Source organism: Streptomyces sp. WY228 (assembly GCF_019287315.1).
GTDB classification, from domain to species: Bacteria; Actinomycetota; Actinomycetes; order Streptomycetales; family Streptomycetaceae; genus Streptomyces; species Streptomyces caviscabies.
Genome location: NZ_CP079114.1, coordinates 6,832,404 through 6,857,382 on the forward strand (window position 1 = coordinate 6,832,404; position 24,979 = coordinate 6,857,382).

At 72.6% G+C, this 24,979-nt stretch carries 25 protein-coding genes; 10 read left to right on the forward strand and 15 right to left on the reverse strand.

Features of this window, described 5'->3' with window-relative positions:
• The first annotated feature begins 118 nt into the window (after positions 1 to 118).
• From KV381_RS29915 to KV381_RS29950, 8 genes are all read left to right on the forward strand, one after another.
• Complete coding sequence (locus tag KV381_RS29915; RefSeq protein WP_030083812.1) at positions 119 to 1,321, forward strand: S8 family peptidase; 1,203 nt, start codon at positions 119 to 121, stop codon at positions 1,319 to 1,321.
• Between the two features lie 293 nt (positions 1,322 to 1,614).
• Positions 1,615 to 2,520, forward strand: a complete 906-nt coding sequence (locus tag KV381_RS29920) for an alpha/beta fold hydrolase (RefSeq protein ID WP_218786755.1) — start codon at positions 1,615 to 1,617, stop codon at positions 2,518 to 2,520.
• A gap of 24 nt (positions 2,521 to 2,544) precedes the next feature.
• A complete protein-coding gene (locus KV381_RS29925) occupies positions 2,545 to 3,780 on the forward strand; it encodes a sensor histidine kinase (protein WP_218787327.1) in 1,236 nt (411 codons plus the stop codon).
• Positions 3,777 to 4,439, forward strand: coding sequence for a response regulator transcription factor (locus KV381_RS29930; RefSeq protein ID WP_030083815.1), 663 nt, complete (start codon positions 3,777 to 3,779; stop codon positions 4,437 to 4,439). The genes KV381_RS29925 and KV381_RS29930 overlap by 4 nt, the downstream gene beginning before the upstream one ends.
• Before the next feature lie 81 nt (positions 4,440 to 4,520).
• The gene (locus tag KV381_RS29935; RefSeq protein WP_218786756.1) at positions 4,521 to 5,069 is read left to right on the forward strand and encodes a DUF1697 domain-containing protein; all 549 of its coding nucleotides are present in this window, start codon (positions 4,521 to 4,523) and stop codon (positions 5,067 to 5,069) included.
• A complete protein-coding gene (locus KV381_RS29940; protein WP_030083818.1) occupies positions 5,062 to 5,469 on the forward strand; it encodes a DUF4440 domain-containing protein in 408 nt (135 codons plus the stop codon). Before KV381_RS29935 ends, KV381_RS29940 begins: the two co-directional genes overlap by 8 nt.
• 126 nt (positions 5,470 to 5,595) lie before the next feature.
• Entirely contained in the window at positions 5,596 to 7,287 is a 1,692-nt protein-coding gene (locus KV381_RS29945; protein WP_086778147.1) for an ABC transporter ATP-binding protein, read from the forward strand.
• Complete coding sequence (locus KV381_RS29950; protein ID WP_208635418.1) at positions 7,284 to 9,119, forward strand: ABC transporter ATP-binding protein; 1,836 nt, start codon at positions 7,284 to 7,286, stop codon at positions 9,117 to 9,119. The genes KV381_RS29945 and KV381_RS29950 overlap by 4 nt, the downstream gene beginning before the upstream one ends.
• 72 nt (positions 9,120 to 9,191) lie before the next feature.
• On the opposite strand, the gene KV381_RS29955 is transcribed toward KV381_RS29950, so the two are convergent.
• Entirely contained in the window at positions 9,192 to 9,668 is a 477-nt protein-coding gene (locus KV381_RS29955) for a hypothetical protein (RefSeq protein WP_063755537.1), read from the reverse strand.
• Positions 9,669 to 9,872: 204 nt separating this feature from the next.
• On the opposite strand from KV381_RS29955, the gene KV381_RS29960 reads away from it, so the two are divergent.
• Together KV381_RS29960 and KV381_RS29965 are read left to right on the forward strand one after the other, a co-directional pair.
• A complete protein-coding gene (locus KV381_RS29960; protein ID WP_030625386.1) occupies positions 9,873 to 10,511 on the forward strand; it encodes a DsbA family protein in 639 nt (212 codons plus the stop codon).
• Positions 10,512 to 10,985: 474 nt separating this feature from the next.
• Positions 10,986 to 11,420, forward strand: coding sequence for a hypothetical protein (locus tag KV381_RS29965; protein ID WP_234024632.1), 435 nt, complete (start codon positions 10,986 to 10,988; stop codon positions 11,418 to 11,420).
• Between the two features lie 23 nt (positions 11,421 to 11,443).
• On the opposite strand, the gene KV381_RS29970 is transcribed toward KV381_RS29965, so the two are convergent.
• The 14 genes from KV381_RS29970 to KV381_RS30030 all read right to left on the reverse strand — a co-directional run bounded on the left by KV381_RS29970 (position 11,444) and on the right by KV381_RS30030 (position 24,941).
• Entirely contained in the window at positions 11,444 to 12,196 is a 753-nt protein-coding gene (locus KV381_RS29970) for a sirohydrochlorin chelatase (protein WP_030083831.1), read from the reverse strand.
• An 8-nt stretch (positions 12,197 to 12,204) separates the two neighbouring features.
• Positions 12,205 to 13,131 carry an ABC transporter permease gene (locus KV381_RS29975; protein ID WP_030083833.1) on the reverse strand — a complete coding sequence of 309 codons (927 nt, stop codon included), beginning with the start codon at positions 13,129 to 13,131 and terminating at the stop codon, positions 12,205 to 12,207.
• The gene (locus KV381_RS29980; RefSeq protein WP_030083835.1) at positions 13,118 to 13,909 is read right to left on the reverse strand and encodes an ABC transporter ATP-binding protein; all 792 of its coding nucleotides are present in this window, start codon (positions 13,907 to 13,909) and stop codon (positions 13,118 to 13,120) included. Before KV381_RS29980 ends, KV381_RS29975 begins: the two co-directional genes overlap by 14 nt.
• A gap of 45 nt (positions 13,910 to 13,954) precedes the next feature.
• Positions 13,955 to 15,067 carry an aliphatic sulfonate ABC transporter substrate-binding protein gene (locus tag KV381_RS29985; RefSeq protein ID WP_218786757.1) on the reverse strand — a complete coding sequence of 371 codons (1,113 nt, stop codon included), beginning with the start codon at positions 15,065 to 15,067 and terminating at the stop codon, positions 13,955 to 13,957.
• 230 nt (positions 15,068 to 15,297) lie between these two features.
• Positions 15,298 to 16,632 carry a sulfate adenylyltransferase subunit 1 gene (locus KV381_RS29990; RefSeq protein WP_086778150.1) on the reverse strand — a complete coding sequence of 445 codons (1,335 nt, stop codon included), beginning with the start codon at positions 16,630 to 16,632 and terminating at the stop codon, positions 15,298 to 15,300.
• Positions 16,633 to 17,568, reverse strand: coding sequence for a sulfate adenylyltransferase subunit CysD (gene cysD, locus KV381_RS29995; protein ID WP_030083842.1), 936 nt, complete (start codon positions 17,566 to 17,568; stop codon positions 16,633 to 16,635).
• Positions 17,565 to 18,134, reverse strand: a complete 570-nt coding sequence (gene cysC, locus KV381_RS30000; protein WP_073823014.1) for an adenylyl-sulfate kinase — start codon at positions 18,132 to 18,134, stop codon at positions 17,565 to 17,567. Before cysC ends, cysD begins: the two co-directional genes overlap by 4 nt.
• Complete coding sequence (locus KV381_RS30005; RefSeq protein WP_030083849.1) at positions 18,134 to 18,850, reverse strand: phosphoadenylyl-sulfate reductase; 717 nt, start codon at positions 18,848 to 18,850, stop codon at positions 18,134 to 18,136. Before KV381_RS30005 ends, cysC begins: the two co-directional genes overlap by 1 nt.
• A complete protein-coding gene (locus KV381_RS30010; RefSeq protein WP_007449013.1) occupies positions 18,847 to 19,026 on the reverse strand; it encodes a hypothetical protein in 180 nt (59 codons plus the stop codon). The genes KV381_RS30005 and KV381_RS30010 overlap by 4 nt, the downstream gene beginning before the upstream one ends.
• Complete coding sequence (locus tag KV381_RS30015; protein ID WP_086778152.1) at positions 19,023 to 20,720, reverse strand: nitrite/sulfite reductase; 1,698 nt, start codon at positions 20,718 to 20,720, stop codon at positions 19,023 to 19,025. Before KV381_RS30015 ends, KV381_RS30010 begins: the two co-directional genes overlap by 4 nt.
• A 115-nt stretch (positions 20,721 to 20,835) precedes the next feature.
• Positions 20,836 to 20,919 carry a putative leader peptide gene (locus tag KV381_RS37140; RefSeq protein ID WP_309486338.1) on the reverse strand — a complete coding sequence of 28 codons (84 nt, stop codon included), beginning with the start codon at positions 20,917 to 20,919 and terminating at the stop codon, positions 20,836 to 20,838.
• A gap of 186 nt (positions 20,920 to 21,105) precedes the next feature.
• Entirely contained in the window at positions 21,106 to 21,702 is a 597-nt protein-coding gene (locus tag KV381_RS30020; RefSeq protein WP_030083853.1) for a GNAT family N-acetyltransferase, read from the reverse strand.
• 54 nt (positions 21,703 to 21,756) lie between these two features.
• A complete protein-coding gene (locus KV381_RS30025) occupies positions 21,757 to 23,052 on the reverse strand; it encodes a GAF domain-containing protein (RefSeq protein ID WP_030625362.1) in 1,296 nt (431 codons plus the stop codon).
• A 251-nt stretch (positions 23,053 to 23,303) separates the two neighbouring features.
• Complete coding sequence (locus tag KV381_RS30030) at positions 23,304 to 24,941, reverse strand: acyl-CoA dehydrogenase family protein (RefSeq protein WP_218786758.1); 1,638 nt, start codon at positions 24,939 to 24,941, stop codon at positions 23,304 to 23,306.
• Positions 24,942 to 24,979 lie beyond the last annotated feature (38 nt).

The following is a 24,979-nucleotide window of genomic DNA, read 5'->3' on the forward strand; positions in this document are numbered from 1 at the left end:
ACCTCCATGAAGGCCTTGAACTGTGCTCGTCAATCGGTCAGGGTTTCGAGCCAGCCCCCGGAGATCGTCCGGCCGAGGGCCAATCCCCCCACAAAGAATGACGAGGAGTGCCCTCTTCATGGCAAAGCACCAGCGCACCCGTCGCATCAAGCTGACCGCCGCGATCACCGCCGTGGCGGCCGCCGCCGGAGTCACCCTTCTCGGTACCTCGTTCGCGGGCGCCGCACCGGCTCCCATGGGCACGGTCTACGGCGCGGACGCCGCGACCGCGGTGTCCGGCAGCTACATCGTCCTGCTGGACGAGAAGAAGGCCGACAAGTCCAAGCTCGCCAAGGAGTACGGCGGCAAGCTCAAGCGCAACTACACCTCCAGCATCAACGGCTTCTCCGCCAGCGGTCTTTCGGAGACGGAGGCCAAGCGCCTCGCCGCCGACCCGGCCGTCGCCAAGGTGGTGCAGAACAAGAAGTTCACCATCGACGCCACCCAGGACAACCCGCCGTCGTGGGGCCTGGACCGCATCGACCAGACCGAGACCGCGGGCGACAACGCCTACACCTACCCGGACGCCGGCGGCGAGGGCGTCACCGCGTACGTCATCGACACCGGTGTCCGCGTCACCCACGAGGACTTCGAGGGCCGCGCCACCTCGGGCTTCGACGCCGTGGACAACGACGACGACGCCGACGACGGCAACGGGCACGGCACCCACGTGGCGGGCACCATAGCCGGGGCCGCGCACGGCGTCGCCAAGAAGGCGAACATCGTGGCCGTCCGCGTCCTGGACGACAACGGCTCGGGCACCACCGAGCAGGTCATCGCCGGCATCGACTGGGTCGCCGCCAACGCCAAGGGCCCGTCCGTCGCCAACATGAGCCTCGGCGGCGGAGCCGACCCGGCGCTCGACGAGGCCGTCCAGAAGGCCATCGCCGCGGGCGTCACCTTCGGTGTGGCCGCCGGCAACGAGTCCAGCGACGCCGGCCAGGGCTCGCCCGCCCGCGTCCCCGAGGCGATCACCGTCGCCTCGTCCACGGACGCCGACGAGCAGTCCTCGTTCTCCAACTACGGCTCGATCGTGGACATCTACGCCCCGGGCTCGGACATCACGTCCACCTGGAACGACAGCGACACCGGCACCAACACCATCTCCGGTACGTCCATGGCCACCCCGCACGTCGTCGGCGCTGCCGCCGTCTACCTGGCGGGCCACCAGGACGCCACCCCGGAGGACGTCGCCACGGCGCTGACCGAGGGAGCCACCCCGGACGCCATCAGCAACGCCACCGAGGGCACGGCGAACCTGCTCCTCAAGGTCGTCGAGTAACCACTCCGGTTCCGACCGGACGCCGGGCCGCGGTGGTCACGTACCACCGCGGCCCGGCCCCGCGCACAGCAGCCGCCGCGCTCTCCCCCACGGGGCGCGGCGGCTGCGCCGTGTCCGGGCGCGGATCCGGAGCGGTCGTCCCCCACGGGAGCTACACCGAGGTGTCCACCGCGGGGTGACGCTTTCGGGCCGCGATCTCCATAGCGTTCCGATCAGCCGGGGCTCACCGCGCCTGTCGTCACGACAGGCCCGGGCCCGGCCATATCCGCGCACCGCTCCCTGGAGGCTTTCCCGTGTTCCGCACCCTCTTCAAGGCCCTCGCCGCCATCGCCGTCGTCTGCACGGTGGGCGGCATGGGCCTGGTCGGCTACGAGGAGTTCATCAAGAAGGATTCGCCGGGAACCCGCTCCGAGGGCTCTCTCGGCGACCCGTTCACCGGAACCAAGAAGATCCGGATCGACGGCCGTTCGGTCAACGTCTCCTGCACGGGCGACGCCTCCGGGCCCGGGCCCCTCGTCCTGCTGATGGCCGGCGGCGGCGACGGCCTGGAGACCATGGCCCCGCTCGGCAAGGCCGTGAGCGAGAAGTCCCGGGTCTGCTCCTACGACCGGCTCGGCGAGGGCGCGAGCGACAAGCCGGACGGGCCCCAGAGCATCGACGACAGCTCGGCGCTCCTCACCTCGGTGCTCGACCGCCTCGCCGGCGACCGCCCGGTCGTGCTGGCCGGCCACTCGCTGGGCGGTCAACTCGCCGCCCGCTACGCGCCCGCCCACCCGGACCGGATCAAGGGCCTCGTGCTGCTGGACGCCACCGTCCCGACGCTGACCGCCGACATCTCCCGGACGATCCCCGCCTCCGCCACCGGCATGCCCGCGCAGCTGCGGGACCAGGCCATCGCGGTCAACAAGGGCGAGAACCCCGAGCAGTTGGTCATCCCGGACGGCGAGGTCCGCCCCGCCGGGGACATCCCCGTGGAGATCCTCCAGCACGCGTCCCAGTACGCGGAGGTCCCCGAGTACGGGCCCGCCCTGGAGCGCATGTGGTCGGCGGGCCAGGAGAAGTGGCGGCTGCTCTCCGGCAACAGCAAGCTCAGCACCGCCCCCGGCAGCGGCCACTACATCCACGTCGACCGGCCCGACCTCGCCACCGCGGCCATCCGGCGGGTCACGGCGGGAGCCGCCTCCGCCGCGAACGACTAGGCTCGCCCGATGACGGTTACGGGGATGCCGGCCCGGGTCCGGCGGCGCTGGGCCGCCGGGCGGTGGCAGCGGTTCGACGTCACCAACTGGTTCGTCGCCCTGGGGCCGTTGCTGCTGGCGGCCGCGTTCGTACCGGCCTTCCACGCCCACGGCACCCAGGTCGGCGGAGTGCCCGACCGCCCCTACGATCTCCTCGCCGTGGTGGCCATCGCCCTCCAGTGCCTCCCGCTGACGGTCTGCCGCAGATGGCCCGTGACCGTCCTCGCCCTGGTGTCGGCGGGCTTCGCCGTCGACCAGCTGCGCGGATACCACTCGCTGGCGGGCACGGCCTTCGCCTTCGCGCTCCTCGGCGCCGGATCGCGGCTGGACGACCACCGTCGCGCCACGGTCCTGGGGCTCTCCCTCGCCTATGTCCCCCTCGCCGTCGCCCTCGCGCGGCTCGGATCCGGCGAGCCCGCAAGCGAGTTCGTCATGTTCTACCTGGCGTGCGCCCTGGTGTGGTGGATCGGCTCGCGGCTCCGCTCCGCGCGGATCGCCCAGGCCGAGCACCGGCGCCGGGTGGCGGAGGAGACCCGGGAGGCGGAGCGCACCCGCATCGCCCGCGAACTGCACGACGTGGTGACCCACCATGTGACGGCGATGGTCGTCCAGGCGGAGGCGGCCCGCTATCTGACCGCCGCGCCCGACCGGCTGGAAGAGGCCCTGACCGCCGTCACGGCCACGGGACGCGCGGCCATCGGCGATCTGCGTCAGCTGCTCGATCTCCTCGACCCCGGCCATGGCGCACCGGCCGGCTCCCCGGGCTCCGGCCGGCTCCACGACCTCGTCGAGCGGACCCGCCGGGCGGGCCAGCCCGTGGAGTTCAACGAGGAGTTCGCCGAGGAGCGGGCCGCCGGAGAGGCCGCCCGCGACGCGGACCTCGTGGCCTACCGCGTCGTACGGGAGTCCCTGACGAACGCCCTCAAGTACGCCCACGGCGTCGACACCACGGTCCGGGTGCGCCACGGCGAGAAGGAGACGACGGTGGAGGTCGGCACCCGGGCGTCCGGGCCCCGGGGGCGGTCGCCCGGAGGCAGCGGCCGTGGCCTGGCCGGACTGCGGGAGCGGGTGGTCGACACGCTCGGCGGTGAGTTCACCGCGGGCCGCGAGCCCGGCGGCCGCTTCGTGGTGCGGGCCGCCATCCCCGTGAAGGCGCCCGTCCCCGCGACTTCGCCCACCCCCGGCCCGGCCTCCGTCCCCGCTCCGGGCGGTCCTTCATGACCGCGCCGATCCGGGTCGTGGTCTGCGACGACCAGGTGCTGATCCGTACCGGACTGGTGACCATCATCGACGCCCAGCCCGACATGGAGGTGGCCGGTGAATGCGGCGACGGGCGGAGCGCGGTCGACCTCGCCGCCGCGGTACGGCCCGACGTCGTGCTCATGGACCTGCGCATGCCCGGCCTCGACGGAATCGGGGCCACCAGGCTCCTCGCCGGAGCCGGGGTGGACCGGCCCGTGAAGGTGCTGGTGGTGACGACGTTCAACCTGGACAGTTACGTCTACGAGGCACTGCGCGCCGGAGCCAGCGGCTTCCTCCTCAAGGACGCGCCACCGGACCGGCTGCTGCACGGCATCCGTACCGTCGCCTCGGGCGCGGCCCTGCTGGACCCCGAGGTGACGCGCACCCTGGTGGGCAGGTACGCCACCCGGATCAGGCCCGCCACCCCGGACGCGGACCCGGCCGGCCCGCTGACCCCCCGTGAGCTGGAGGTCCTCCGGCTGATCGCCGACGGCCTGTCCAACACCGAGATCGCCGCGGCCCTGGTGATCAGCCGGGAGACCGTCAAGACCTTCGTCTCCCGCATCCTCACCAAACTCGCCCTCCGCGACCGGGTCCAGGCCGTCGTCTACGCCTACCGGAACGGCCTGGTCCACTGACCTCCGCCGGCCCGTGCCGGACCCGTTCCCGATCCGGCCAATCCGGCCGGATCCCGGCGCGAGGGCCTAGGGTGGGTGGCCATGACGACGACGTACGCGGCGCTGCTGCGGGGGATCAACGTGAGCGGCAGCAAACGGGTCCCGATGCCCGAACTGCGCACCGTGCTCACCGAACTGGGACACACCGGTGTCGCCACCTATCTGCAGAGCGGGAACGCCGTCTTCCGGAGCGGGAGCGACGACGAGGACGCGCTCGCCGTCGACCTGGAACAGGCCCTGCGCCGCCGGTTCGGGTTCGCCGTCGACTGCCTCGTCCGCGACGCCGGCTATCTCGCCGCCGTCGCCGACGCCTGCCCCTTCCCCGCCGCCGAGCTGGAGGGCAGGCAGCTCCACGTCACCTACTTCGACCGGCCCGTGGACGCCGGACGCTTCGCGGACCTGGCGGCGGCGGAGTTCCTGCCGGAGGAGTTCCGGCTCGGCGACCGCTGTCTGTATCTGTACGCCCCCGACGGGCTCGGCCGTTCCAAACTGGCCGTCGCGCTGGGCCGACCGCGCCATGTCAAGGGCCTCACCGCCACCTCCCGCAACTGGAACACCGTGGTGAAACTCGTGGAGATGACCCGTGGCTGAGCCCTCGTCCGCCGTGGCCGCAGCCATCGAGGGCGAACTGCGCCTGCTGGACCCGGCGGTACGGGCCTCCGCCGGGCTCCTCGCCTCGCTGCTGCACCCCGACTTCCGGGAGATCGGCACCAGCGGCCGGCTCTGGAGCCGGGAGACGATCATCGCCTCGCTCACCGCGGACGACGCCCCGCGCCCCGGCCCGCTCACCGCCTCCCGGATGCGCGGCGAGCAGCTCTGCGCCGATCTGGTGCACCTCACCTTCGACACGGAGTCCAAGGGGGTCCGCTCGCACCGCAGCTCCCTGTGGCGGCTGACCGCGGAGGGCTGGCGGCTCTACTTCCACCAGGCGACGCCGTTCAGCGACGACGTCCTCGACGACCCCTTCGCCGGGCCCGCCGCCGAGGTCTGACCCGCCGGTGCGGGGGCCGGGAGTCCGGCCGTGCCGGATACGGGTTAGCCTTGCCTGCGTTTGGCTGGAGATGGGTGGCCGGAAATCGCCTCTCCGCTGTCCGTGACACGCTGAGGAGCAGATGACGTGGGGTCCGATACCGCCGGGCGCGGGGTCATACGCCGGGCCGTCGCAGGTCAGCGGCGGGACGTCGTCGTCGGATCGCTGCTGGGCGCCTGCCACCAGATCGGCGAGGCGCTCGTCCCCGTACTCATCGGGCTGATCGTCGACCGCGCCGTGGTCCGCCCCGACGGCGGAGCCCTCGCGATCTGGCTGGTGGTCCTCGCCGTCGTCTACACCCTCCTCTCCTTCGGCTTCCGCTTCGGCGCCCGCGCCGGAGAACGCGCCGCCGAACAGGCCGCCCACCAGCTGCGCCTCGACGTCGTACGCCGGGTCCTCGCCCCGCACGGCGGCGCGGAGGCGGGCCGCCCGCCCGGAGCGCTGGTCAACGTGGCCACCGAGGACGCCCGCCGGGTCGGCGCCGTCACCATGGCCCTGACCCTCGGCATCGCCGCCGTCGTCGGCGTCGTCGCGGGCGCGGTGCTCCTGCTCCGTGCCTCCCTGCCCCTCGGGCTCCTCGTCCTGGTCGGCGCCCCTCTCCTGATGGCGCTCGGCCACTTCCTGGCCCGCCCCCTGGAGCACCGCAGCGAGGCCGAACAGGAACAGGCCGCGCACGCCTCCGGAGTCGCCGCCGACCTGGTCGCCGGAGTCCGCGTACTCAAGGGCCTGCGGGCCGAGCGCGCCGCCGTCGACCGCTACCGCGCCACCAGCCAGGCCTCCCGCGAGGCCAATGTGCGCGCCGCCCGGGCCGCCGCCCTCCAGACCGGCCTGATGCTCACCCTCACCGGCGCGTTCATCGCGCTCGTCGCCCTCGTCGGCGGCCGCCTGGTCCTCAGCGACTCCATCGGCCTCGGCGCCCTCGTCTCCGCCGTCGGCCTCGCCCTCTTCCTGCCGGGACCGATCAGCGTGCTGGCCCGGGTCGGCGCCGAACTCGCCAAGGGCCGCGCCTCCGCCGCCCGGATCGCCGACGTCCTGGCCGCCCCGGGCGAGACCACCGGCGGCACCGCCGAACCGGCCGCCGACGCCCCCGGCGAACTGCGCCTGAACGGACTCGGCCACGCCGGACTCGACGACCTCGACCTGACCGTCCACCCGGGCGAACACCTCGGCATCGTCGTCACCGACCCGGCCGACGCCGCCACCCTGCTGCACTGCCTGGCCCGCCGCTGCGACCCGGACCGGGGGAGCGTCGAACTCGACGGCGTCCCCCTCACCGAACTGGCCCCCGCCGCCCTGCGCTCCGCGCTGCTCGTCGCCGAGCACGACGCCCAGCTCTTCGACGGCACCCTCCTGGACAACGTCACCGCCGCCGCCCCCGCCGGGGCCGACCCGCACCCCGCCATGGACGCCGCCGCCGTCGACGAGGTGGCCTCCGCCCTGACCGGCGGCGTCGGCGGCCGGATCGGCGAGCGCGGCAGCTCGCTCTCCGGCGGCCAGCGCCAGCGCGTCGCCCTGGCCCGGGCGCTCGCCGCCGACCGGGGCGTCCTCGTCGTCCACGACCCGACCACCGCGGTCGACGCCGCGACCGAGGCACGGATCGCCGCCGGCATCCGGCGCGCCCGCACCGGCCGCACCACCGTCCTGGTCACCAGCAGCCCCGCGCTGCTCGCCGCGACCGACCGCGTCGTCCTCGTCGACGGCGGCACGATCACCGCCGAGGCCCCGCACGAGGACCTCGTACGCGACCATCCCGTCTACCGCACGGCGGTGCTCACATGACCACGACCGCGGACATGCCCGAGCGCGCGGAGAGCGGCGGCGACAGCGCCGAACTGCTCCCCGTCGCCACCCCCGCCCGCACCCGGGCCGCGCTGCGCGCACTGATCCGCCCCGACCGGGGCCTCGCCCTCACCGGCATCGGCGTCCTCGTCGCGGCCACCGCCGTCGGCCTCCTCGTGCAGCCGCTGCTGGGCCGGATCGTCGACATCGTCGCCGACGGCCGCCCCGCAGCCGACCTGACCCTCCCGGCCGTCCTCCTCGTCGCGGTCGCCGCCGTCCAGGGCCTGACCACGACGATCGGGCTGACCCGCGTCGCCCGGCTCGGCGAGACCGTACTGGCCCGGCTGCGCGAGCGGTTCGTCGAACGCGCCCTGAACCTCCCCGCCGACCGCCTGGAACGCGCCGGGGCCGGAGACCTCACCGCCCGCGTCACCGGCGACGTCGCCCGGGTCGCCGAGGCCGTCCGCTCCGCGCTGCCCGAGATGGCCCGCTCCGTCCTCGCGATCGTCCTCACCCTCGGCGCGCTGGCCCTCCTGGACGTACGGTTCCTGCTCGCCGCGCTCCTCGCGGTCCCCGTCCAACTGCTCACCGCCCGCTGGTACGTACGCCGGGCCCTCACCCTCTACGCCGACCAGCGGATCGCCAACGGGGCCCAGCAGCAACAGCTCCTGGAGACCATCGGCGGCGCCGTGACCGTACGCGGCCACCGGCTGGAGGCGCGGCACACCGAGCGCAGCGCCGGACGCTCGCGCAGGGCCGTCGACCTGACCATGCGCAGCGTCAACCTGGTGCTGGGCTTCTACGGGCGGCTGCACATCGCCGAGTACATCGGCCTGGCCGCCGTCCTGATCGCCGGATTCTGGCTGGTCCGCGACGGCGCGGTCTCCATCGGCACGGCCACGGCCGCCGCCCTCTACTTCCACAGCCTCTTCGGGCCCGTCAACGCCGCCCTGGTGCTGCTGGACGACGCCCAGTCGGCGGCGGCCGGACTGGCCCGGCTGGTCGGGGTGACCGACCTCGCGGAGGACCCGGGCCCGGCGGCCGGGAAGGCGGACCCCGACCCCTGCCCCGTACCGCACCAGCGCACCGCGCCCGACACCGTGCCCGCCACCGCCGCCGTCACCGCGCACGCCGTCGGTCACGCCTACGGACCCGGCCGCCCCGTACTGCACGAGGTCTCCCTCACCCTGGAGCCCGGCGAACACGTCGCGCTCGTCGGGACCAGCGGGGCCGGCAAATCGACCCTCGCCCGGATCGTCGCGGGCGTCCAGCAGCCCACCTCGGGCACGGTCACCGCACCGGCGGGCACCGGAGCGGCGGCGGTCGTCCTGGTCACCCAGGAGGTCCACGTCTTCACCGGCACCCTCGCCGAGGACCTCCGGCTCGCCCGCCCCGACGCCACCGACGCCGACCTGCGCGCGGCCCTCGCCACGGTGCACGCCCTCGACTGGGCCGAGGCACTCCCGGACGGGCTCGGCACCGTCGTCGGCGAGGGCGGCCACCGCCTCGACCCGGCCCGCGCCCAGCAACTCGCCCTCGCCCGGCTCGTCCTGGCCGACCCCGCTCTCGCCGTCCTCGACGAGGCGACCGCCGAGGCGGGCAGCGCCGGCGCCCGGGTCCTGGAACGCTCCGCCGAAGCCGCCCTCGCCGGCCGCACCGCCCTGGTCGTCGCCCACCGCCTCACCCAGGCCGTCGCCGCCGACCGGGTCGTCGTGCTGGAGGCCGGCCGTGTCGTCGAGAGCGGCCCGCACGAGGAACTGCGCGACGCGGACGGCCCGTACGCCGCCCTCTGGCGCGCCTGGTCCGGCAGCCGCACCGCGCCGCACCCCTGACCCCACGGCTGGTGATCCCCGTGACGGGCCGCCGCACGCACCGTCCGTACGACGGCCCGCCCGAGGACGGACTCAGATGCCCGCCGACGCCATCTCGATGACGGAGCGGTAGTTGGCCGCCGTCGCGACCACGCAGGCGCGGTAGGTGCGGTTGTCCTTCACCACGAGGAAGTAGTCGCGCAGGTTCTTCCCGTACTGCACGAGATAGCCGAGGCCCGGCACGAAGCCCGGCGGCCGGGGCACCAGCGCGAACGCCTCGGAGCACCGCAGGATCTGGTCGGTGGCCTGCGAGAGCACGTCGGCGACCTCGGCGTTCATGTTCCAGCCGGCGGCGAGCTGGGGCGTCCAGATGGCGCCCGCGATCTCCCGCAGACGCTCCTGCTCCGCGGGCGTCGGATCGGCCTGGAGCCGGAACGCCCCGGCGGCCGGCGGAGTGCCGGTGTGCCCGCTGCCGGCGGCCAGGGCCGGTGCGGCCGCCCCGGCGGTGAGCATCGCCCCGGACAGCACCAGCGCCAACGCCGGAATCGTCGTCGACCCGCGTCTTCTCATGATGGTTCCCCTCCCGGCCGCCCGCCCTGCCGGCGGGACCGCGCGCGGTCGCTCCGCGCGAACCGACGCTGACATGAGGCCCGTTGCCCGTCAACGGCGCCTGTTCGGCCGTTCCGCGCCCTGGACGGCGTACCGAAATGGCCCACCGCACCGGCCGCGGATTGGCCCGGGATCTCATGCCACTCGCTGTCTAGGCTCGGACGCATGAGCACCCAGCACGCCACCACCGGGCCCGCTGCCCGCACCGCCGTCGACTTCTTCTTCGACCCCGCCTGCCCGTTCGCCTGGATCGCCTCCCGCTGGATGCTGGAGGTGGAGCGGCACCGGGACATCGAGCTGCGCTTCCGCCCCATGAGCCTGTACCTGCACAACGAGGGCAACGACCTGCCCGACTGGTACCGCGAGTTGGTCGACAAGTCGATCGGCCCGGTCCGGGTGGCGGTCGCCGCGGCCGCCGCCCACGGGGACGGAATCCTGCGCGACCTCTACACCGCGCTCGGCACCCGCATCCACCGGCACAAGGAGGAGGACTTCGACGCGGTGATCGCCGCCTCCCTCGCCGAACTCGGACTGCCCGCCGCCCTGGCGGAAGCCGCGCACTCCACGGCGTACGACGACGAGGTCGCCCGCAGCCACGACGCGGGCAAGGACCCGGAACAGGGCGCGTACGTGGGCACGCCGACGATCCACGTCGACGGCACGGTCTGGTTCGGCCCGGTCCTCAACGCGATCCCGCGCGGCGAGGAGGCGGCCGGACTCTTCGACAGCTTCCGGGTCCTCGCGAACCACCCGGGCTTCTTCGAACTCAAGCGAGCCCGCTCCGGCGGGCTGTCCTACGACTGAGCCGCCGGGCCGCCGGTGAGTCCGCGCCGGTCCGTCCTTAGGATCGAGGACATGGCGACGGGGGCGGGGTTGTGGGACGCGGGGCTGAGGGCCTGGTACGGGCCGGGGACCCCGCTCGTGCAGCGCGTGCGGAGCTACCGCCCGAATCGGCGGGGGCACATCAAGCTGGCGCGCTGGGCGCGGATCGGCTGCATCCGGGTGGCGGCCGTGCTCCTGGCCGTCATCGCTCTGGCGGTGACCCTGGACCCGCCCCCCGCCGCGGACACCGGCGAGAGAGGCCTGGTGGGGACCCTAGGGCCTGTCGTCAAACTGCCGTCTGCCGGGCGACGCCTGGCACGCACGCTCGCTGCGTTGCCGAAATGGCCAAGTAGCTCCGCTACGAGACCATTCCGGCGCCTTGCGATCGCACGCACCATGCGCCGCCCGGCCGCCCTTCGGGCGACGACGGCAGTTTGACGACAGGCCCTAGTCCTCGTGATCGCGTCCGCCGTCTGGCGGTTCTCCCTAATCAGGGTGGTGCTGCGTCCCGGTGCGATCGTCCGCCACGGCCTGTGGCGTCACACCGTCGTGCCCTGCTCCGCCGTGAGGCGGCTCGTCCGTCCGGAGGGCCGCTCACCGTTCGCCCTGGAGACCCATGCGGGGGAAGAGGTCCACTTCTGGTGGCTGGACGGGTCTCTGTGGGACCTGTTCTACGACTTCTCCGGCGTCTGCGCCGACGCCATGGAAGCCCATGTCCGCACGGCCCGATCGAAGTCGCCCCGAGCGCGCTCGGCCCGGTCTGGCTCGCCCCGGTCGCGTAAGGCGTCCTCACGCTACGCGGCGGTGGAGCGGCGGTACACCTGGTCGGTGGGGGCGGACACCATGGCGCTCGGGGCCGTCGTCTGCGCGGTCGCCGGAGTGATCGGCTGAGAGCCGCCCCGCTCGTCCCGGCCTCACGCCGACAGCGAAGCCCGCTCCCGCCCCCGTGCCTCGTCGAACCGGTCCAGCAGCAGCCGCGCCAGCTCCGGTGCGGGGCCCAGCACATCGGCCAGGACGTCCGCACCGGCCGCCTCGGCGCCCGCCGCGATGCGGTCGGGGAGCCGGCCGGGCGCGATGACGTACGGGGCCACCGCCACCCGGGCCACGCCCTCGGCGCGCAGCGCCCGTACCGCGTCCTCGGTACGGGGGAGGAGTGCGGAGGCGAACGCAGGCCGCACGGCGCACCAACCGGTGTGCCGCAGCTCCCGCGCGATTTCAGCGATCACTGCGATCGCCTCCGGGTCTGTGGATCCCGCCGAGGCCAGGACGAGCCCGGTCCGGGGGAGGTCGCCGGGACGGATCCCGGCCTCCCGCAGCCGCCGCCCGAGGGTGGCGTTGAGCAGCGGGGACGGGCCGAGGACGTCGGCCTGCCGGATGTGCAGCCGGGGCAGCCGGGCGCGGGCCTCGCGCAGGACCGAGGGGATGTCGGTCTTGGCGTGGAACGCCCGGGTCAAAAGGAGCGGCAGGGCCACCACCTCGTCCGCCCCCTCCGCGGCCAGGCGCTCCAGCACCCGGGGCACGGAAGGGGCGTTGAACTCCAGGAACCCGGTCTCCACGCGCAGCCCCGGCCGCTCGGCGCGTACCCGCTCGGTGAGCGCGTGCACGGTAGCGGCGTGCCGGGGGTCGCGGCTGCCGTGGGCGATGACGAGAAGCGTGGGACGGGACATGGCGTGACTCAGTTCTTGACGAGGAGACCGCGGCTGCGCAGCACCCACCGCTCCAGCGGACTGAAGATCAGCAGGTCGATCGCGATGCCGACGAACAGGATGAGCAGGATCGAGAGGAAGACCCCGGGCATGTCGAAGTTGCTGCGGCCGTTCTCCAGCAACTGCCCGAGCCCCAGGCCCAGTTCGGGCGAGGAGGCGATGATCTCGGCGGCCATCAGCGAACGCCAGGAGAACGCCCAGCCCTGCTTGAGCCCCGCCAGATAGCCGGGCAGCGCGGCCGGCAGCACGATGTGCCACGTCCCGCGGATCCCGGTCGCGCCCAGGGTGCGGCCCGCCCGGAGGAACAGCGGCGGCACCTGGTCGACGCCGGAGACCAGCCCGTTGGCGATCGAGGGCACCGCGCCCAGCAGGATCACCGCGAACATCATCTGGTCGTTCAGACCGAGCCAGATCACCGCCGGGGCCACCCAGGCGACCGAGGGCAGCGACTGGAGCCCGGACAGGATCGGGCCGATCGCGGCCCGGACCAGCTTCACCCGGGCCACCAGCAGCCCCAGCGGCGTACCGATGGCGACCGCGAGCAGGAAGCCGAGCAGACCGCGCGAGACGCTGGTCCAGACGACCTCCAGCAGCGTGCCCTTGAGCCACATCTCCCGCGCGCTGTCCCACACCGCGGACGGCGGCGGCAGCTTGTAGACCTCGGTGACCTGGGCGCGGACCAGCAGCTCCCAGACCACCAGGACCAGGGTCACCGCCACGACCGGCGGCAGCACCTTGCGCAGCAGGACCTCGCGCACCGGGGTGCGGCGGATCTGCACCGCGTCCAGGGCGTCGAGCCCGGCCTCCAGGCCCGCCAGATCGTCGGGCTTCGTGTCGACCGGTCCGGCCGCCCCGTCCGGCCGCTTCCGGTCGGACGTGATGTCAGTGCTGGCCATGTCGGCGGATCTCCCCACGCAGTTCTTCGGTGATCTCGACGGACAGCTCCGCCACGGCGGTGTCCTCGATACGGCGCGGCTGCTCGATGTCGACCGTCCACTCGCGGGCGATCCGGCCCGGCCGGGACGACAGCAGCACGACGCGCTGCGCGAGCCGTACGGCCTCGCGCACGTTGTGGGTGACGAAGAGGACCGAGGCGTTCGTCTCCCGCCAGATCCGGGTCAGCTCGTCGTGCAGCACATCGCGGGTGATGGCGTCCAGCGCCGCGAACGGCTCGTCCATCAGCAGCAGTTGGCTGTCCTGGGCGAGCGCGCGGGCCATCGCGACGCGCTGCCGCATACCGCCGGACAGCTCGTGCACCCGCTTGCCGTACGCGCCGCCGAGCCGGACGAGTTCGAGCAGCCGCTCCGCCTCGGTGCGGCGCTCCGACTTCGGCACCCCGCGCAGCCGCAGGGCCAGTTCGATGTTCTTGCCCGCGGTCAGCCACGGGAAGAGGGCGTGCTCCTGGAACATCAGGGCCGGCCGCCCGCCGGGGGTCTCGATGGACCCCGCGGACGGGCGGTCGAGTCCGGCCACCAGATTGAGCAGCGTCGACTTTCCGCACCCGGAGGCTCCCAGGAGGGTGACGAACTCGCCCGGAGCGACATCGAGCGTGATGTCGTCCAGGACGAGCTGCCGACCCGTGGGTCCGGCGAAGGACTTCGAGACGTGCGAGAGACGGGCGGCGTGCTCGACCGTCGTACGGTCCTCGGCCTTGGTGAGGGTGGTGGTCGCCATGGTCGTCACCTCCTGGGGATCCTGGTCCTGGTACGGATGGGCGGGCTACTTGACGCCGATGCCGGCGTCGGCGACCTCGGGTCGGCCCTCGGCCTTGAGGATCTTGTTCAGCGGGCCCAGGTCGTAGATGCCCTGGAGGTTCGGGTCCTTGAGCAGACCGGACTTCACCGAGTACCCGGCCTGCGTCTTGAGCGTCTCGGCCAGCGGGTCGTCGGTGATCTCGATGGACTCCCACGCCGGGTCGAGGATCTCCTTGGGCAGCGCCTTGCCGCTCAGGTTCTCCAGCGCCTTGTTGGCGGACGCCTTGGCCTCCTCCGGGTTGGCGTTGATCCACTTGTTGGTGGACACCGAACCCTTCAGCACCGCCTCGACCACGTCCGGGTGCTCCTCGAGGAACTTCTGCGACACGATGATGTTCGTGATCACGAACTTTTTGTCCGGCCACAGGTCCGTCTCGTCCAGGAGCACCTTCGCGCCCTCGGAGACCAGCTTGGACGCGGTCGGCTCGGGCACCCACGCGCCGTCCAGATCACCGGACTTGTAGGCGTCCGGCGTCACCTTGTTGTCCGAGCGGACCACCGAGACGTCGCCCTTGCCGCTCTGGGCGTCGACCTTCCAGCCCTTCTCGGAGATCCAGTTGAGGAAGGCCACGTCCTGGGTGTTGCCGAGCTGCGGGGTGGCGATCTTCTTGCCCTTGAGGTCGTCCAGGGTCTTGATCTTGTCCGGGTTGACGACCAGCTTCACGCCGCCGGAGGCCGAACCGGAGATGATCCGCAGCCCCTTGCCCTGGGATTTGGTGTAGGCGTTGATGGAGGGGGAGGGGCCGATGAAGCCGATGTCGATGGACCCGGCGTTCAGCGCCTCGATCTCGGAGGGGCCCGCGTTGAAGGTCGTGGACTCGACCTTGGTGCCGCCCAGTTCCTTCTGGATGGTGCCTTCCTGGATACCGACCAGGGCGGTGGCGTGCGTGAGGTTCGGGAAGTACCCGATCTTCACGGTGTCGGAGGAGAGCTTCTTCCCTCCGGCGGAGACGTTCGTCTTGGCGTCGTCTTCCTTCGCCTCGGAGCCGTAGCCGCAGGCGGTGGCCGCCAGGGCGAGCAGCGGCAGGGCGGCGACGGCGGCGAGGCCGCGGCGAACGGTGGAACGGGGGGCAGGCACGGGAGGTTTTCCTCTCGTTGACCCGGTCCCGTGCCCCGCTGTCTGGTCAGGGGGGCGCGGCCGGGAGGTCGGCAGGTCTTCGGCGGTACGGGTGCGGGGGGTGCGGGGCGCGCGAGCGGTGCGCGTACGTCATCACGCACATCGCCCGACCCCGCCCTGGCCGCTGCCGAGGGCGCCGCTGCCCACCCGGCCGCCCTCCTTCGCGAAGGAGGAGAAGAAGTCGGTGGCCATCAGAAGTCCCACTCGGCGTCGTCGTCGGCCGCCCCGACGGCCTCGGCGGCCGCGGCGAACGCGGCGCCCGCCATTCCGGCGCTCAGCGTCGTCCCGTCCGCCGGGTCGATCAGCAGGAACGAGCCGGTGCGCCGGGAGTCCTCGTACGCGTCGAGCGCGAGCGGCTCGGCGGTGCGCACCACGACCCGGCCGATGTCGTTGGCGACCAGCTGTCCGGGGGCCGGGTGCTGGGAGAGGTCGTCGAGGGTGAGCCGGGACGGGATGTCCTTGACGATCGCCTTGACGGTCCGGGTGGTGTGCTTGAGCAGCACCCGCTGGCCCACCGAGAGCGGCTGGTCGGCCACGTGGCAGACGGTCGCCTCGACGTCCTGGGTGGCCGGCGGGGCGTCGCCGGCGGGGGCGATCAGATCGCCGCGCGAGATGTCGATGTCGTCGGCCAGCCGGAGCGTCACCGACTGGGGCGCCCACGCGATGTCGACGCTCTCGCCGAGCGCGTCGATGCCGGTGATCGTGGTCGTACGCCCGGAGGGGAGGACGGCGACGGACTCGCCGACCCGGAACACCCCGGCCGCGATCTGACCGGCGTACCCCCGGTAGTCGGGGTGCTCGGCGGACTGCGGGCGGATCACGTACTGCACGGGGAAGCGCGCGTGGCAGGCGGTGAGGTCATGGCTGACCGGCACCGTCTCCAGGTGCTCCAGAACGGTCGGCCCGCCGTACCAGTCCATGTGCGCGGAGGGCTCCACCACATTGTCCCCGGCCAGCGCCGAGATCGGGATCGCGGTGATCTCCGGGACGCCGAGCGAGGCGGCGTACGCGGTGAACTCCTCGGCTATCGAGGCGAACACGGGCTCCGCGTAGTCGACCAGGTCCATCTTGTTGACCGCCAGCACCACGTGCGGGACGCGCAGCAGCGCGGCGACGGCGGCGTGCCTGCGGGTCTGCTCGACGACCCCGTTGCGGGCGTCGACCAGCACCACGGCCAGCTCGGCGGTGGAGGCGCCGGTCACCATGTTCCGGGTGTACTGCACATGGCCCGGGGTGTCGGCGAGGATGAACCGGCGCCGGGTGGTGGCGAAGTAGCGGTAGGCGACATCGATGGTGATGCCCTGCTCGCGCTCGGCCCGCAGCCCGTCGGTCAGCAGCGCCAGGTCCGGCGCCTCCTGCCCGCGGTTGAGCGAGGCCTGCTCGACGGCCTCCAGCTGGTCGGTGAGGACCGACTTGGAGTCGTGCAGCAGACGGCCCACGAGGGTGGACTTGCCGTCGTCGACGGACCCGGCGGTGGCGAAGCGCAGCAGGGTGGTGGCGCTCAACTGCTCAGCTGTGGTGGTCATTTAGAAGTACCCCTCGCGCTTGCGGTCTTCCATCGCGGCCTCGGACATCTTGTCGTCGGCGCGGGTCGCGCCCCGCTCGGTGAGCCGGGAGGCGGCGATCTCGGTGATCACGGCGTCCAGCGTGGTGGCGTCGGAGTCGACGGCGCCGGTGCAGGACATGTCGCCGACCGTGCGGTAGCGCACCAGACGCGTCTCGGTGGCCTCGTGCTCCTTGGGCCCGCCCCAGTGCCCGGCGGTCAGCCACATGCCGTTGCGGTTGAAGACCTCGCGCTCATGGGCGAAGTAGATCTCCGGCAGCTCGATGGACTCGCGCTCGATGTACTGCCAGACGTCCAGCTCGGTCCAGTTGGAGATCGGGAAGACCCGGACGTGCTCGCCGGGGGCGTGCCGGCCGTTGTACAGCTGCCACAGCTCGGGCCGCTGCCGGCGCGGGTCCCACTGCGAGAACTCGTCGCGCAGCGAGAAGACCCGCTCCTTGGCGCGCGCCTTCTCCTCGTCGCGCCGACCGCCGCCGAACACCGCGTCGAAGCGGTGCTGCTGGATCGCCTCGGTCAGCGGGACCGTCTGGAGCGGGTTGCGGGTGCCGTCGGGGCGCTCGCGGAGCTTCCCGGCGTCGATGTACTCCTGCACGGAGGCGACGTGCAGCCGCAGCCCGTGCTTCTTCACCGTCCGGTCGCGGTACTCCAGGACCTCGGGGAAGTTGTGCCCGGTGTCCACGTGCAGCAGCGTGAACGGCACCGGCGCGGGCGCGAACGCCTTGAGCGCCAGGTGCAGCATCACGATGGAGTCCTTGCCGCCGGAGAACAGGATCACCGGCCGCTCGAACTCACCCGCCACCTCACGGAAGATGTGGACCGCCTCGGACTCCAGGGAGTCCAGGTGGCTGAGCGCGTACGGATTGACGGTGCCTTCCGGCACGGTGGCGACGGTGCTCACGCCAGGCCCCTCTCGGTGAGCAGCGCGTGGAGCGCCGCTGCGGACTCCTGCACGGTCTGCTGGTGCGACTCGATCCGCAGGTCGGGCGATTCGGGGGCCTCGTAGGGGTCGTCGACCCCGGTGAGACCGCTGATCTCGCCGGCCGCCTGCTTGGCGTACAGCCCCTTCACATCGCGTACGGAGCACACCTCGACGGGCGTCGCGACGTGCACCTCCAGGTAGGTGGTGGACTCGGCGGCGTGCCGCTTGCGGACGGCCTCGCGGCTGTCGGCGAACGGGGCGATGACGGGGACCAGCACCTTCACGCCGTTGGCGGCCAGCAGCTCGGCGACGAAGCCGATCCGGGCCACGTTGGTGTGCCGGTCCTCGCGGGAGAAGCCGAGGCCCGCGGAGAGGAACTCGCGGATCTCGTCGCCGTCGAGCACCTCCACCTTGTGGCCCTCGGTCCGCAGCCGGCCCGCCAGCTCGTACGCGATGGTGGTCTTGCCCGCGCTCGGCAGACCGGTGAGCCAGATCGTGGCCCCCGTCTCCGTCACGCTCATCGAAGTCTCCTGATCAGTCGTCATCAGCCGTGCAGCCCGCATTCGGTCTTGCCCCGTCCGGCCCAGCGGCCGGCCCGTGCGTCCTCGCCCTCCAGCACCCGGCGGGTGCAGGGTGCGCAGCCGACGGAGGCGTAACCGTCCATCAGCAGCGGGTTGGTGAGCACCCCGTGCTCGGCGACGTAGGCGTCCACGTCGTCCTGGGTCCAGCGGGCGATGGGGGAGACCTTCACCTTGCGTCGCTTGGCGTCCCAGCCCACGACCGGGGTGTTCGCCCGGGTCGGGGACTCGTCGCGGCGCAGCCCCGTCGCCCACGCGGCGTACGCGGTCAGGCCGTCCTCCAACGGCTTGACCTTGCGCAGCGCGCAGCACAGGTCCGGGTCGCGGTCGTGCAGCTTCTCGCCGTACTCCGCGTCCTGCTCGGCGACCGTCTGCCGGGGGGTGATCGTGATGACGTTGACGTCCATCACCGCGTCCACCGCGTCCCGGGTGCCGATGGTCTCCGGGAAGTGGTAGCCGGTGTCCAGGAACACCACGTCCACGCCCGGCAGCACCCGCGAGGCCAGATGCGCGACCACGGCGTCCTCCATCGAGGAGGTGACGCAGAAACGCGGCCCGAAGGTGTCGGTCGCCCACGTCAGGATCTCGGTCGCGGAGGCGTCCTCCAGCTCCCGCCCGGCCCGCTCGGCCAGCTCCCGGAGCTCCTCGTCGGTCAGCTCGCCGCTCAGCAGAGTGTCCGTCATATCCGGTCCCCTTCACCGTCGTTGCGCTGAACGCCCCGGGTCAGCAGACCCAGGAACTTCAGCTGGAACGCGCGGTTGCAGGAAGCACATTCCCAGGCGCCGTGACCGGTCTCGTTGGGGCGCAGGTCCTCGTCGCCGCAGTACGGGCAGTAGAACGGGGCGGCTCGCTCGCTCATGACAGCGACTCCGCACTGGCGCGCGCCGCCCAGGTGGCGAAGCGCTCGCCGTCCTCGCGCTCCTCCTGGAAGCGGCCGAGCACCCGCTCGACGTAGTCCGGCAGTTCGGCGGACGTGACCTTCAGGCCACGGACCTTGCGGCCGAACCCGGCCTCCAGGCCGAGCGCTCCGCCGAGGTGCACCTGGTAGCCCTCGACCTGGTTGCCGTCGGCGTCCAGCATCAGCTGGCCCTTGAGGCCGATGTCGGCGACCTGGATGCGGGCGCAGGCGTTCGGGCAGCCATTGATGTTGATGGTGATCGGGTGGTCGAACTCCGGGATGCGGCGCTCCAGTTCGTCGATGAGGGAGGCGCCGCGCGCCTTCGTCTCGACGATCGCCAGCTTGCAGAACTCGATGCCGGTGCAGGCCATCGTGCCGCGCCGGAACGGGGACGGCGTGACCTTGAGGTCCAGCGCCTCCAGGCCGGCGACCAGGGACTCCACCTGCTCCTCGGCCACGTCCAGCACGATCATCTTCTGCTCGGCGGTGGTCCGCACCCGGCCGGAGCCGTGTGCCTCGGCGACCTCGGCGATCTTGGTGAGCGTGGAGCCGTCGACCCGGCCGACGCGCGCGGCGAAGCCGACGTAGAAGCGGCCGTCCTTCTGCCGGTGCACCCCGAGGTGGTCGCGCCAGGTCTGGGCGGGCTCCTCGGGCGCGGGCCCGTCGACCAGCTTCCGCTTCAGGTACTCGTCCTCCAGGACCTGGCGGAACTTCTCCGCGCCCCAGTCCGCGACCAGGAACTTCAGCCGGGCGCGGGTGCGCAGCCGCCGGTATCCGTAGTCACGGAAGATCCCGATGACCCCGCCGTACACGTCGGGCACCTCGTCCAGCGGCACCCAGGCGCCGAGCCGCACCCCGAGCTTGGGGTTGGTGGAGAGGCCGCCGCCGACCCAGAGGTCGAAGCCGGGGCCGTGCTCCGGGTGGTTCACGCCGACGAAGGCGATGTCGTTGATCTCGTGCGCCACGTCCAGGTGCGGAGAGCCGGAGATCGCCGTCTTGAACTTGCGGGGCAGGTTGGAGAAGTCCGGGTTGCCGATGAACCGGCGCTGGATCTCGTCGATGGCGGGCGAGCCGTCGATGATCTCGTTCTCCGCGACGCCCGCGACGGGCGAGCCGAGGATCGTACGGGGCGTGTCACCGCAGGCCTCGGTGGTGGACAGGCCCACCTCTTCGAGCCGCCGCCAGATCTCCGGCACGTCCTCGATGCGGATCCAGTGGTACTGCACGTTCTGCCGGTCGGTGAGGTCGGCGGTACCGCGCGCGAACTCCTGGGAGATCTCTCCGATCACCCGCAGCTGCCGCGTGGTCAGCCGGCCGCCGTCGATCCGGACGCGCAGCATGAAGTACTTGTCGTCCAGCTCCTCCGGCTCCAGCACGGCCGTCTTGCCGCCGTCGATGCCGGGCTTGCGCTGGGTGTACAGCCCCCACCAGCGCATACGTCCGCGCAGGTCGTTGGGGTCGATGGAGTCGAAACCGCGCTTGGAGTAGATCGTCTCAATACGCGTCCGTACGTTGAGACCGTCGTCGTCCTTCTTGAACTGCTCGTTCCCATTGAGGGGCGTGTGGTGGCCCACGGCCCACTGACCTTCACCACGGTGCCGTCCGGCCTTGCGGCGGGGCGTGGCGGTCGCAGGCTGTTCCGGGGTAGCGGCCATGGCAATACGTCCTTCGGGACTGCGGGAGGGCGGCTCTGAGCGGCACACTCGCGCTGAGGCGCGGCGGTGCGCAGGGCGGTTCAGAGGTAAGAGAAGTGCGGCGGTGCTGGGTCTCTCAGCTCGCCGGACAGATGGCGCTGGACATGCGGCCGAGGTCGACGTGGCGTCGACTCACCAAGGCAATTCCAGTTCCAGACATGACGGAAGCGTGTCACGCGCATCTCGGGGCAGTCCACCACTATCCGCCATGTGGACGGCTGGGTCTCGAAAGGTGAGACGATGTGGCGCTCGTCACGGAGTGGAGGATCGGCATAGGCGACAAATCGCCCGTGCGGGGATCGCCGAGGAGAGGGCGGCCGTTCCACCGCCCCCGGAACACCGACGGTCAGGAGGCGTACGCCCCGGGCCACGGACCGGGCGTCGCCACCTCGGGCTCCACCTCGGTCTTCGTGTCGAAGAGCCGGAAGCCGCGCCGCAGGTAGTTGTCCATCGCGTGCGGGCCGTCCTTCGAGCAGGTGTGCAGCCACACCCGCTTCGTCGCCGGACGCTCCGGCCAGCGCTCCGCCAGATCCCAGGCGCGCGCCACCCCGTACGACAGGAGGTGACCGCCGATCCGCCGGCCCCGGAACGCCGGGATCAGCCCGAAGTACATGATCTCGACCACACCGTCGTCCTGCGCGTCCAGCTCCACGTACCCGGCCGGCGTCCCGTTCTCGTACGCCACCCAGGTCTCCGCCCCGGGCCGCTCCAGGGCCTCCTGCCACTGGGCGTACGTCAGGCTCAGCCGGTCGGTCCACCGGATGTCGCCGCCCACCGCGGAGTAGAGGAAGCGGCTGAACTCCGGCAACGGAACCTCGGACCGGACGATGCGTACATCGCCCTCCGGCTCACGCGCCGGACGCAGATCGGCGGGCGAGGTCTGCTCCAGCGACCAGACGGTCACCTCGGTGGTCGGCGCTGCGGGCTGCTGGATGTCGCTCATGACGGCCAGAAAACCATGCCCTCGCCCACCCCCGCACAGCGGCCCCCTCCCGGCTCAGGTGGCCCGAGCCGCCCTGCGGGCCTCCGCCACCACCGGCGCCATCGAGTGCGGCAGCAGATCCGCACCGTGCTCCGGGTGGATCACCTCCACCTCGACCCCGTCGCCGAAGCGGTACGGGCGGTGGGCCAGCACCTCCGCCAGATGACGCCGCAGCCGGGACACCTCGGCCCGGACCGTCACCGTCCGGGTCGCGTCCCCGAAGACGTCCCGCGCCAGCTCCGAGGCCGTCCGCCCCTGCCGGTGCACCGCCAACGCGTACAACAGCTCCGCGTGACGCGGCGAGAGCCGCTCGGTGCGGTTCCCCAGCGGCCCGGTCAGATGCACCGCGAGCGCCCGCGGCCGGCTCAGATCCAGCACCACCCGGCGCGGCACACCCCGCTCCCCGCCGTCGTCCACCTGCACCAGCCAGCCGCCCGGCAGCGGCTCCACCTGGCACATGCCGAGCGAGGGCAGCCACACCGGACCCGGCCGCAGCGACTTCGGCAGCGGCAGCCGGTCCACCGGGGCCATGCCCGTCACCGCCGCCAGCCGCCCGTGCACATCCACCGCCAGCGCCCGGCCGCCGACCCGGCACAGGATCGGCGCGGCCACCGCCCGCAGCCGCTCGATCTCCATCAGATGGCGGGTGCGGATCTCGCCCTCGGCGAGCCGGGCCACCGAGTCGACCAGGGCCAGCGTCGCCGGATGGAAGGTGGACGCCGGTCCGCTGATGTCCACGATCCCGATCAGCCGGCCGTCGCGCGGATCCCGGACCGGGGCCGCCGCACAGGTCCAGCCGTGCAGTGCCCGGATGAAGTGCTCGGCCGAGTGGACCTGGATGGGGACCCGGGCGGCCAGCGCCGTCCCGATCGCGTTCGTCCCGGTCGCCGCCTCGGCCCAGGCCGCCCCCTCCTCCAGACAGATGTCGTGGGCCCGGCGCAGCACCCCGGCGTTGCCCTGCCGCCACAGCACCCGGCCCTCGGTGTCGGTCACCACCATGATCTGCTGCGCGGCGTCCGCGATCGAGGCCAGCCCCGCCCGCAGCAACGGCATCAGCTCGCCGAGCGCCGTACTACGACGCCGGTGCTCGATCTCGTCCGCCTCCAGCAACCGGCTCTCCGGCGACTGGCCGGGATCGATACCGCTGCGCACCACCCGGTCCCAGGACGCGTCGATCTCCGCCCGGGGCGCGACCGCGGACCGCTCGCCCGCCAGCCGGGCCTCCCGCGCCCGGTGGAGCAGCCGGGTCGCCTGGCGGCCCGCCCCCTGGCCCGTCACCCGCACCACCCCCACAGAACCTGTCTCCGTCATGGTCCCCGTTCCCCCCGAACGCTTCCCGACCCCCGGCCCGTCCCATCCTGCCGCCCAACGGCCCGGAGCCACCGATCAGTCCACACAATGGTTGCAACCCTTTGCAACTCTGGCGATGCCCGCGGGTCCGTACAAGACTGGCAGAACACTGTGCGCCGGGCCTGTCCCGGTCGCCCGGTGGTGCAGAAGCATGGAGGGTGGTGCCGTGTCGGCGCAGCACCACCCTCCGTCGCTTCTCCGCCGCGCGGTTGCTAGTCGACGACCGGCCGGGCCCGCGCCACCACCGAGGCCAGCCCCAGCGTGTGCGGCAGCGTCCCGAACCCCGTGCCCCGGTCCCGCCCCAGCCGCGAGGCGCAGAACGCGTCGGACACCTCCGACGGAGCCCAGCGCACCAGCAGCGCACCCTGGAGCACCAGCGCGAACCGCTCCACCAGCCGCCGCGCCCGCGCCTCGATGCCCTCCAGATCCGCCAGCTCCGTCAGCAGGTCCTTGATCGCCGCGTCCAGCCGGTGATCGGCCCCGCGCGCCTTCCCCACCTCCCGCAGGAACGCGTCCAGCGCCCGCGGCTCCCGCCGCAGGGCCCGCAGCACGTCCAGCGCCTGTACGTTGCCCGAGCCCTCCCAGATCGAGTTGAGCGGCGCCTCGCGCAGCAGCCGGGGCATCCCGGACTCCTCCACGTACCCGTTGCCGCCCAGGCACTCCAGCGCCTCGCCCACCACGGCCGGACAGCGCTTGGTGACCCAGTACTTCGCGGCGGGCACCGCGAGCCGCAGGAAGGCCCGCTCCTCCTCGGTGTCCGTGTCGTACGCCGCGGCCAGCCGCATCGCCAGCACGGTCGCCGCCTCCGACTCCAGCGCCAGATCCGCCAGGACGTTGCGCATCAGCGGCTTGTCGATCAGCGGTCCGCCGAACACGGCGCGGTGCGCACTGTGATGGATCGCCTGCGCCACCGCCTGCCGCATCAGCGCCGCCGAACCCACCACGCAGTCGAGCCGGGTGGCCGCCACCATCTCGATGATGGTGCGCACCCCGCGCCCCTCCTCACCGACCCGGCGGGCCCACGTCCCGTCGAACTCCACCTCGGCGGAGGCGTTGGACCGGTTGCCCAGCTTGTCCTTGAGCCGCTGGAGCGCGAAGACGTTGCGCGTACCGTCGGGCAGCACGCGCGGCACCAGGAAGCAGCTCAGTCCGCCCGGCGCCTGCGCCAGCACCAGGAAGCCGTCCGACATCGGCGCCGAACAGAACCACTTGTGCCCGGTGAGCAGATACGCGCCCTCGCCGCCGGCCGGCTCCGCCCGCGTGGTGGTGGACCGCACATCCGTGCCGCCCTGCTTCTCCGTCATGCCCATCCCGAAGAGCACCCCGCTCTTCAGCCGGGCGGGCCGCAGCCCCTCCTCGTACACATGCGAGGTCAGCAGCGGCTCCCACTCGGCGGCCAGCGCCGGATCGGTCCGCAGCGCGGGCACCGCCGCGTGCGTCATCGACAGCGGGCAGCCGTGCCCCGCCTCGGCCTGCGTCCAGACCAGGAACCCCGCCGCACGCCGGACATGGCCGGCCGGCCGCCCCCAGGCATCCGTCAGCCCGGCCTCGACCGCGTGCCCCAGCAGCCGGTGCCAGGACGGATGGAACTCCACTTCGTCGATGCGATGCCCATAACGGTCATGGGTGCGCAGGACGGGCGGATACGCGTTCGCCAGCGCACCCCATTCCCGCGCCTGCGCGGAGCCCGCGGACCGGCCGAGCTCCCCGAGCTCCTCCCGTGCCACGGGCCGGACACCGGGCTCGACATGACGCTCGACGGCCTCGGACAGCACCCGGTCGGCGGCGAAGACGTCATAGCCGACCAGCGGCGGAACCTGATTGGTCACGGTGTGGGTGGTGGCTGCCATGCCGATACGGTAAGGACGTGCAGGCAGCAAATGAAACA

Bases quoted from the DNA above. Each gene is read 5' to 3' on its own strand.
- KV381_RS30020 (WP_030083853.1), bottom strand. From the start codon at position 21,702: ATGAGCGACATCCAGCAGCCCGCAGCGCCGACCACCGAGGTGACCGTC.
- KV381_RS29970 (WP_030083831.1), bottom strand. From the start codon at position 12,196: ATGTCCCGTCCCACGCTTCTCGTCATCGCCCACGGCAGCCGCGACCCC.
- KV381_RS30030 (WP_218786758.1), bottom strand. From the start codon at position 24,941: ATGGCAGCCACCACCCACACCGTGACCAATCAGGTTCCGCCGCTGGTC.
- KV381_RS29980 (WP_030083835.1), bottom strand. From the start codon at position 13,909: ATGGCGACCACCACCCTCACCAAGGCCGAGGACCGTACGACGGTCGAG.
- KV381_RS29960 (WP_030625386.1), top strand. From the start codon at position 9,873: ATGAGCACCCAGCACGCCACCACCGGGCCCGCTGCCCGCACCGCCGTC.
- KV381_RS37140 (WP_309486338.1), bottom strand. From the start codon at position 20,919: ATGTCTGGAACTGGAATTGCCTTGGTGAGTCGACGCCACGTCGACCTC.
- KV381_RS29950 (WP_208635418.1), top strand. From the start codon at position 7,284: ATGACCACGACCGCGGACATGCCCGAGCGCGCGGAGAGCGGCGGCGAC.
- KV381_RS29990 (WP_086778150.1), bottom strand. From the start codon at position 16,632: ATGACCACCACAGCTGAGCAGTTGAGCGCCACCACCCTGCTGCGCTTC.
- KV381_RS30005 (WP_030083849.1), bottom strand. From the start codon at position 18,850: ATGACGGACACTCTGCTGAGCGGCGAGCTGACCGACGAGGAGCTCCGG.
- cysC (WP_073823014.1), bottom strand. From the start codon at position 18,134: ATGACGACTGATCAGGAGACTTCGATGAGCGTGACGGAGACGGGGGCC.
- KV381_RS29935 (WP_218786756.1), top strand. From the start codon at position 4,521: ATGACGACGACGTACGCGGCGCTGCTGCGGGGGATCAACGTGAGCGGC.
- KV381_RS29915 (WP_030083812.1), top strand. From the start codon at position 119: ATGGCAAAGCACCAGCGCACCCGTCGCATCAAGCTGACCGCCGCGATC.
- KV381_RS30015 (WP_086778152.1), bottom strand. From the start codon at position 20,720: ATGGCCGCTACCCCGGAACAGCCTGCGACCGCCACGCCCCGCCGCAAG.
- KV381_RS29925 (WP_218787327.1), top strand. From the start codon at position 2,545: ATGCCGGCCCGGGTCCGGCGGCGCTGGGCCGCCGGGCGGTGGCAGCGG.
- KV381_RS29930 (WP_030083815.1), top strand. From the start codon at position 3,777: ATGACCGCGCCGATCCGGGTCGTGGTCTGCGACGACCAGGTGCTGATC.
- KV381_RS30010 (WP_007449013.1), bottom strand. From the start codon at position 19,026: ATGAGCGAGCGAGCCGCCCCGTTCTACTGCCCGTACTGCGGCGACGAG.
- KV381_RS29955 (WP_063755537.1), bottom strand. From the start codon at position 9,668: ATGAGAAGACGCGGGTCGACGACGATTCCGGCGTTGGCGCTGGTGCTG.
- KV381_RS30025 (WP_030625362.1), bottom strand. From the start codon at position 23,052: ATGACGGAGACAGGTTCTGTGGGGGTGGTGCGGGTGACGGGCCAGGGG.
- KV381_RS29975 (WP_030083833.1), bottom strand. From the start codon at position 13,131: ATGGCCAGCACTGACATCACGTCCGACCGGAAGCGGCCGGACGGGGCG.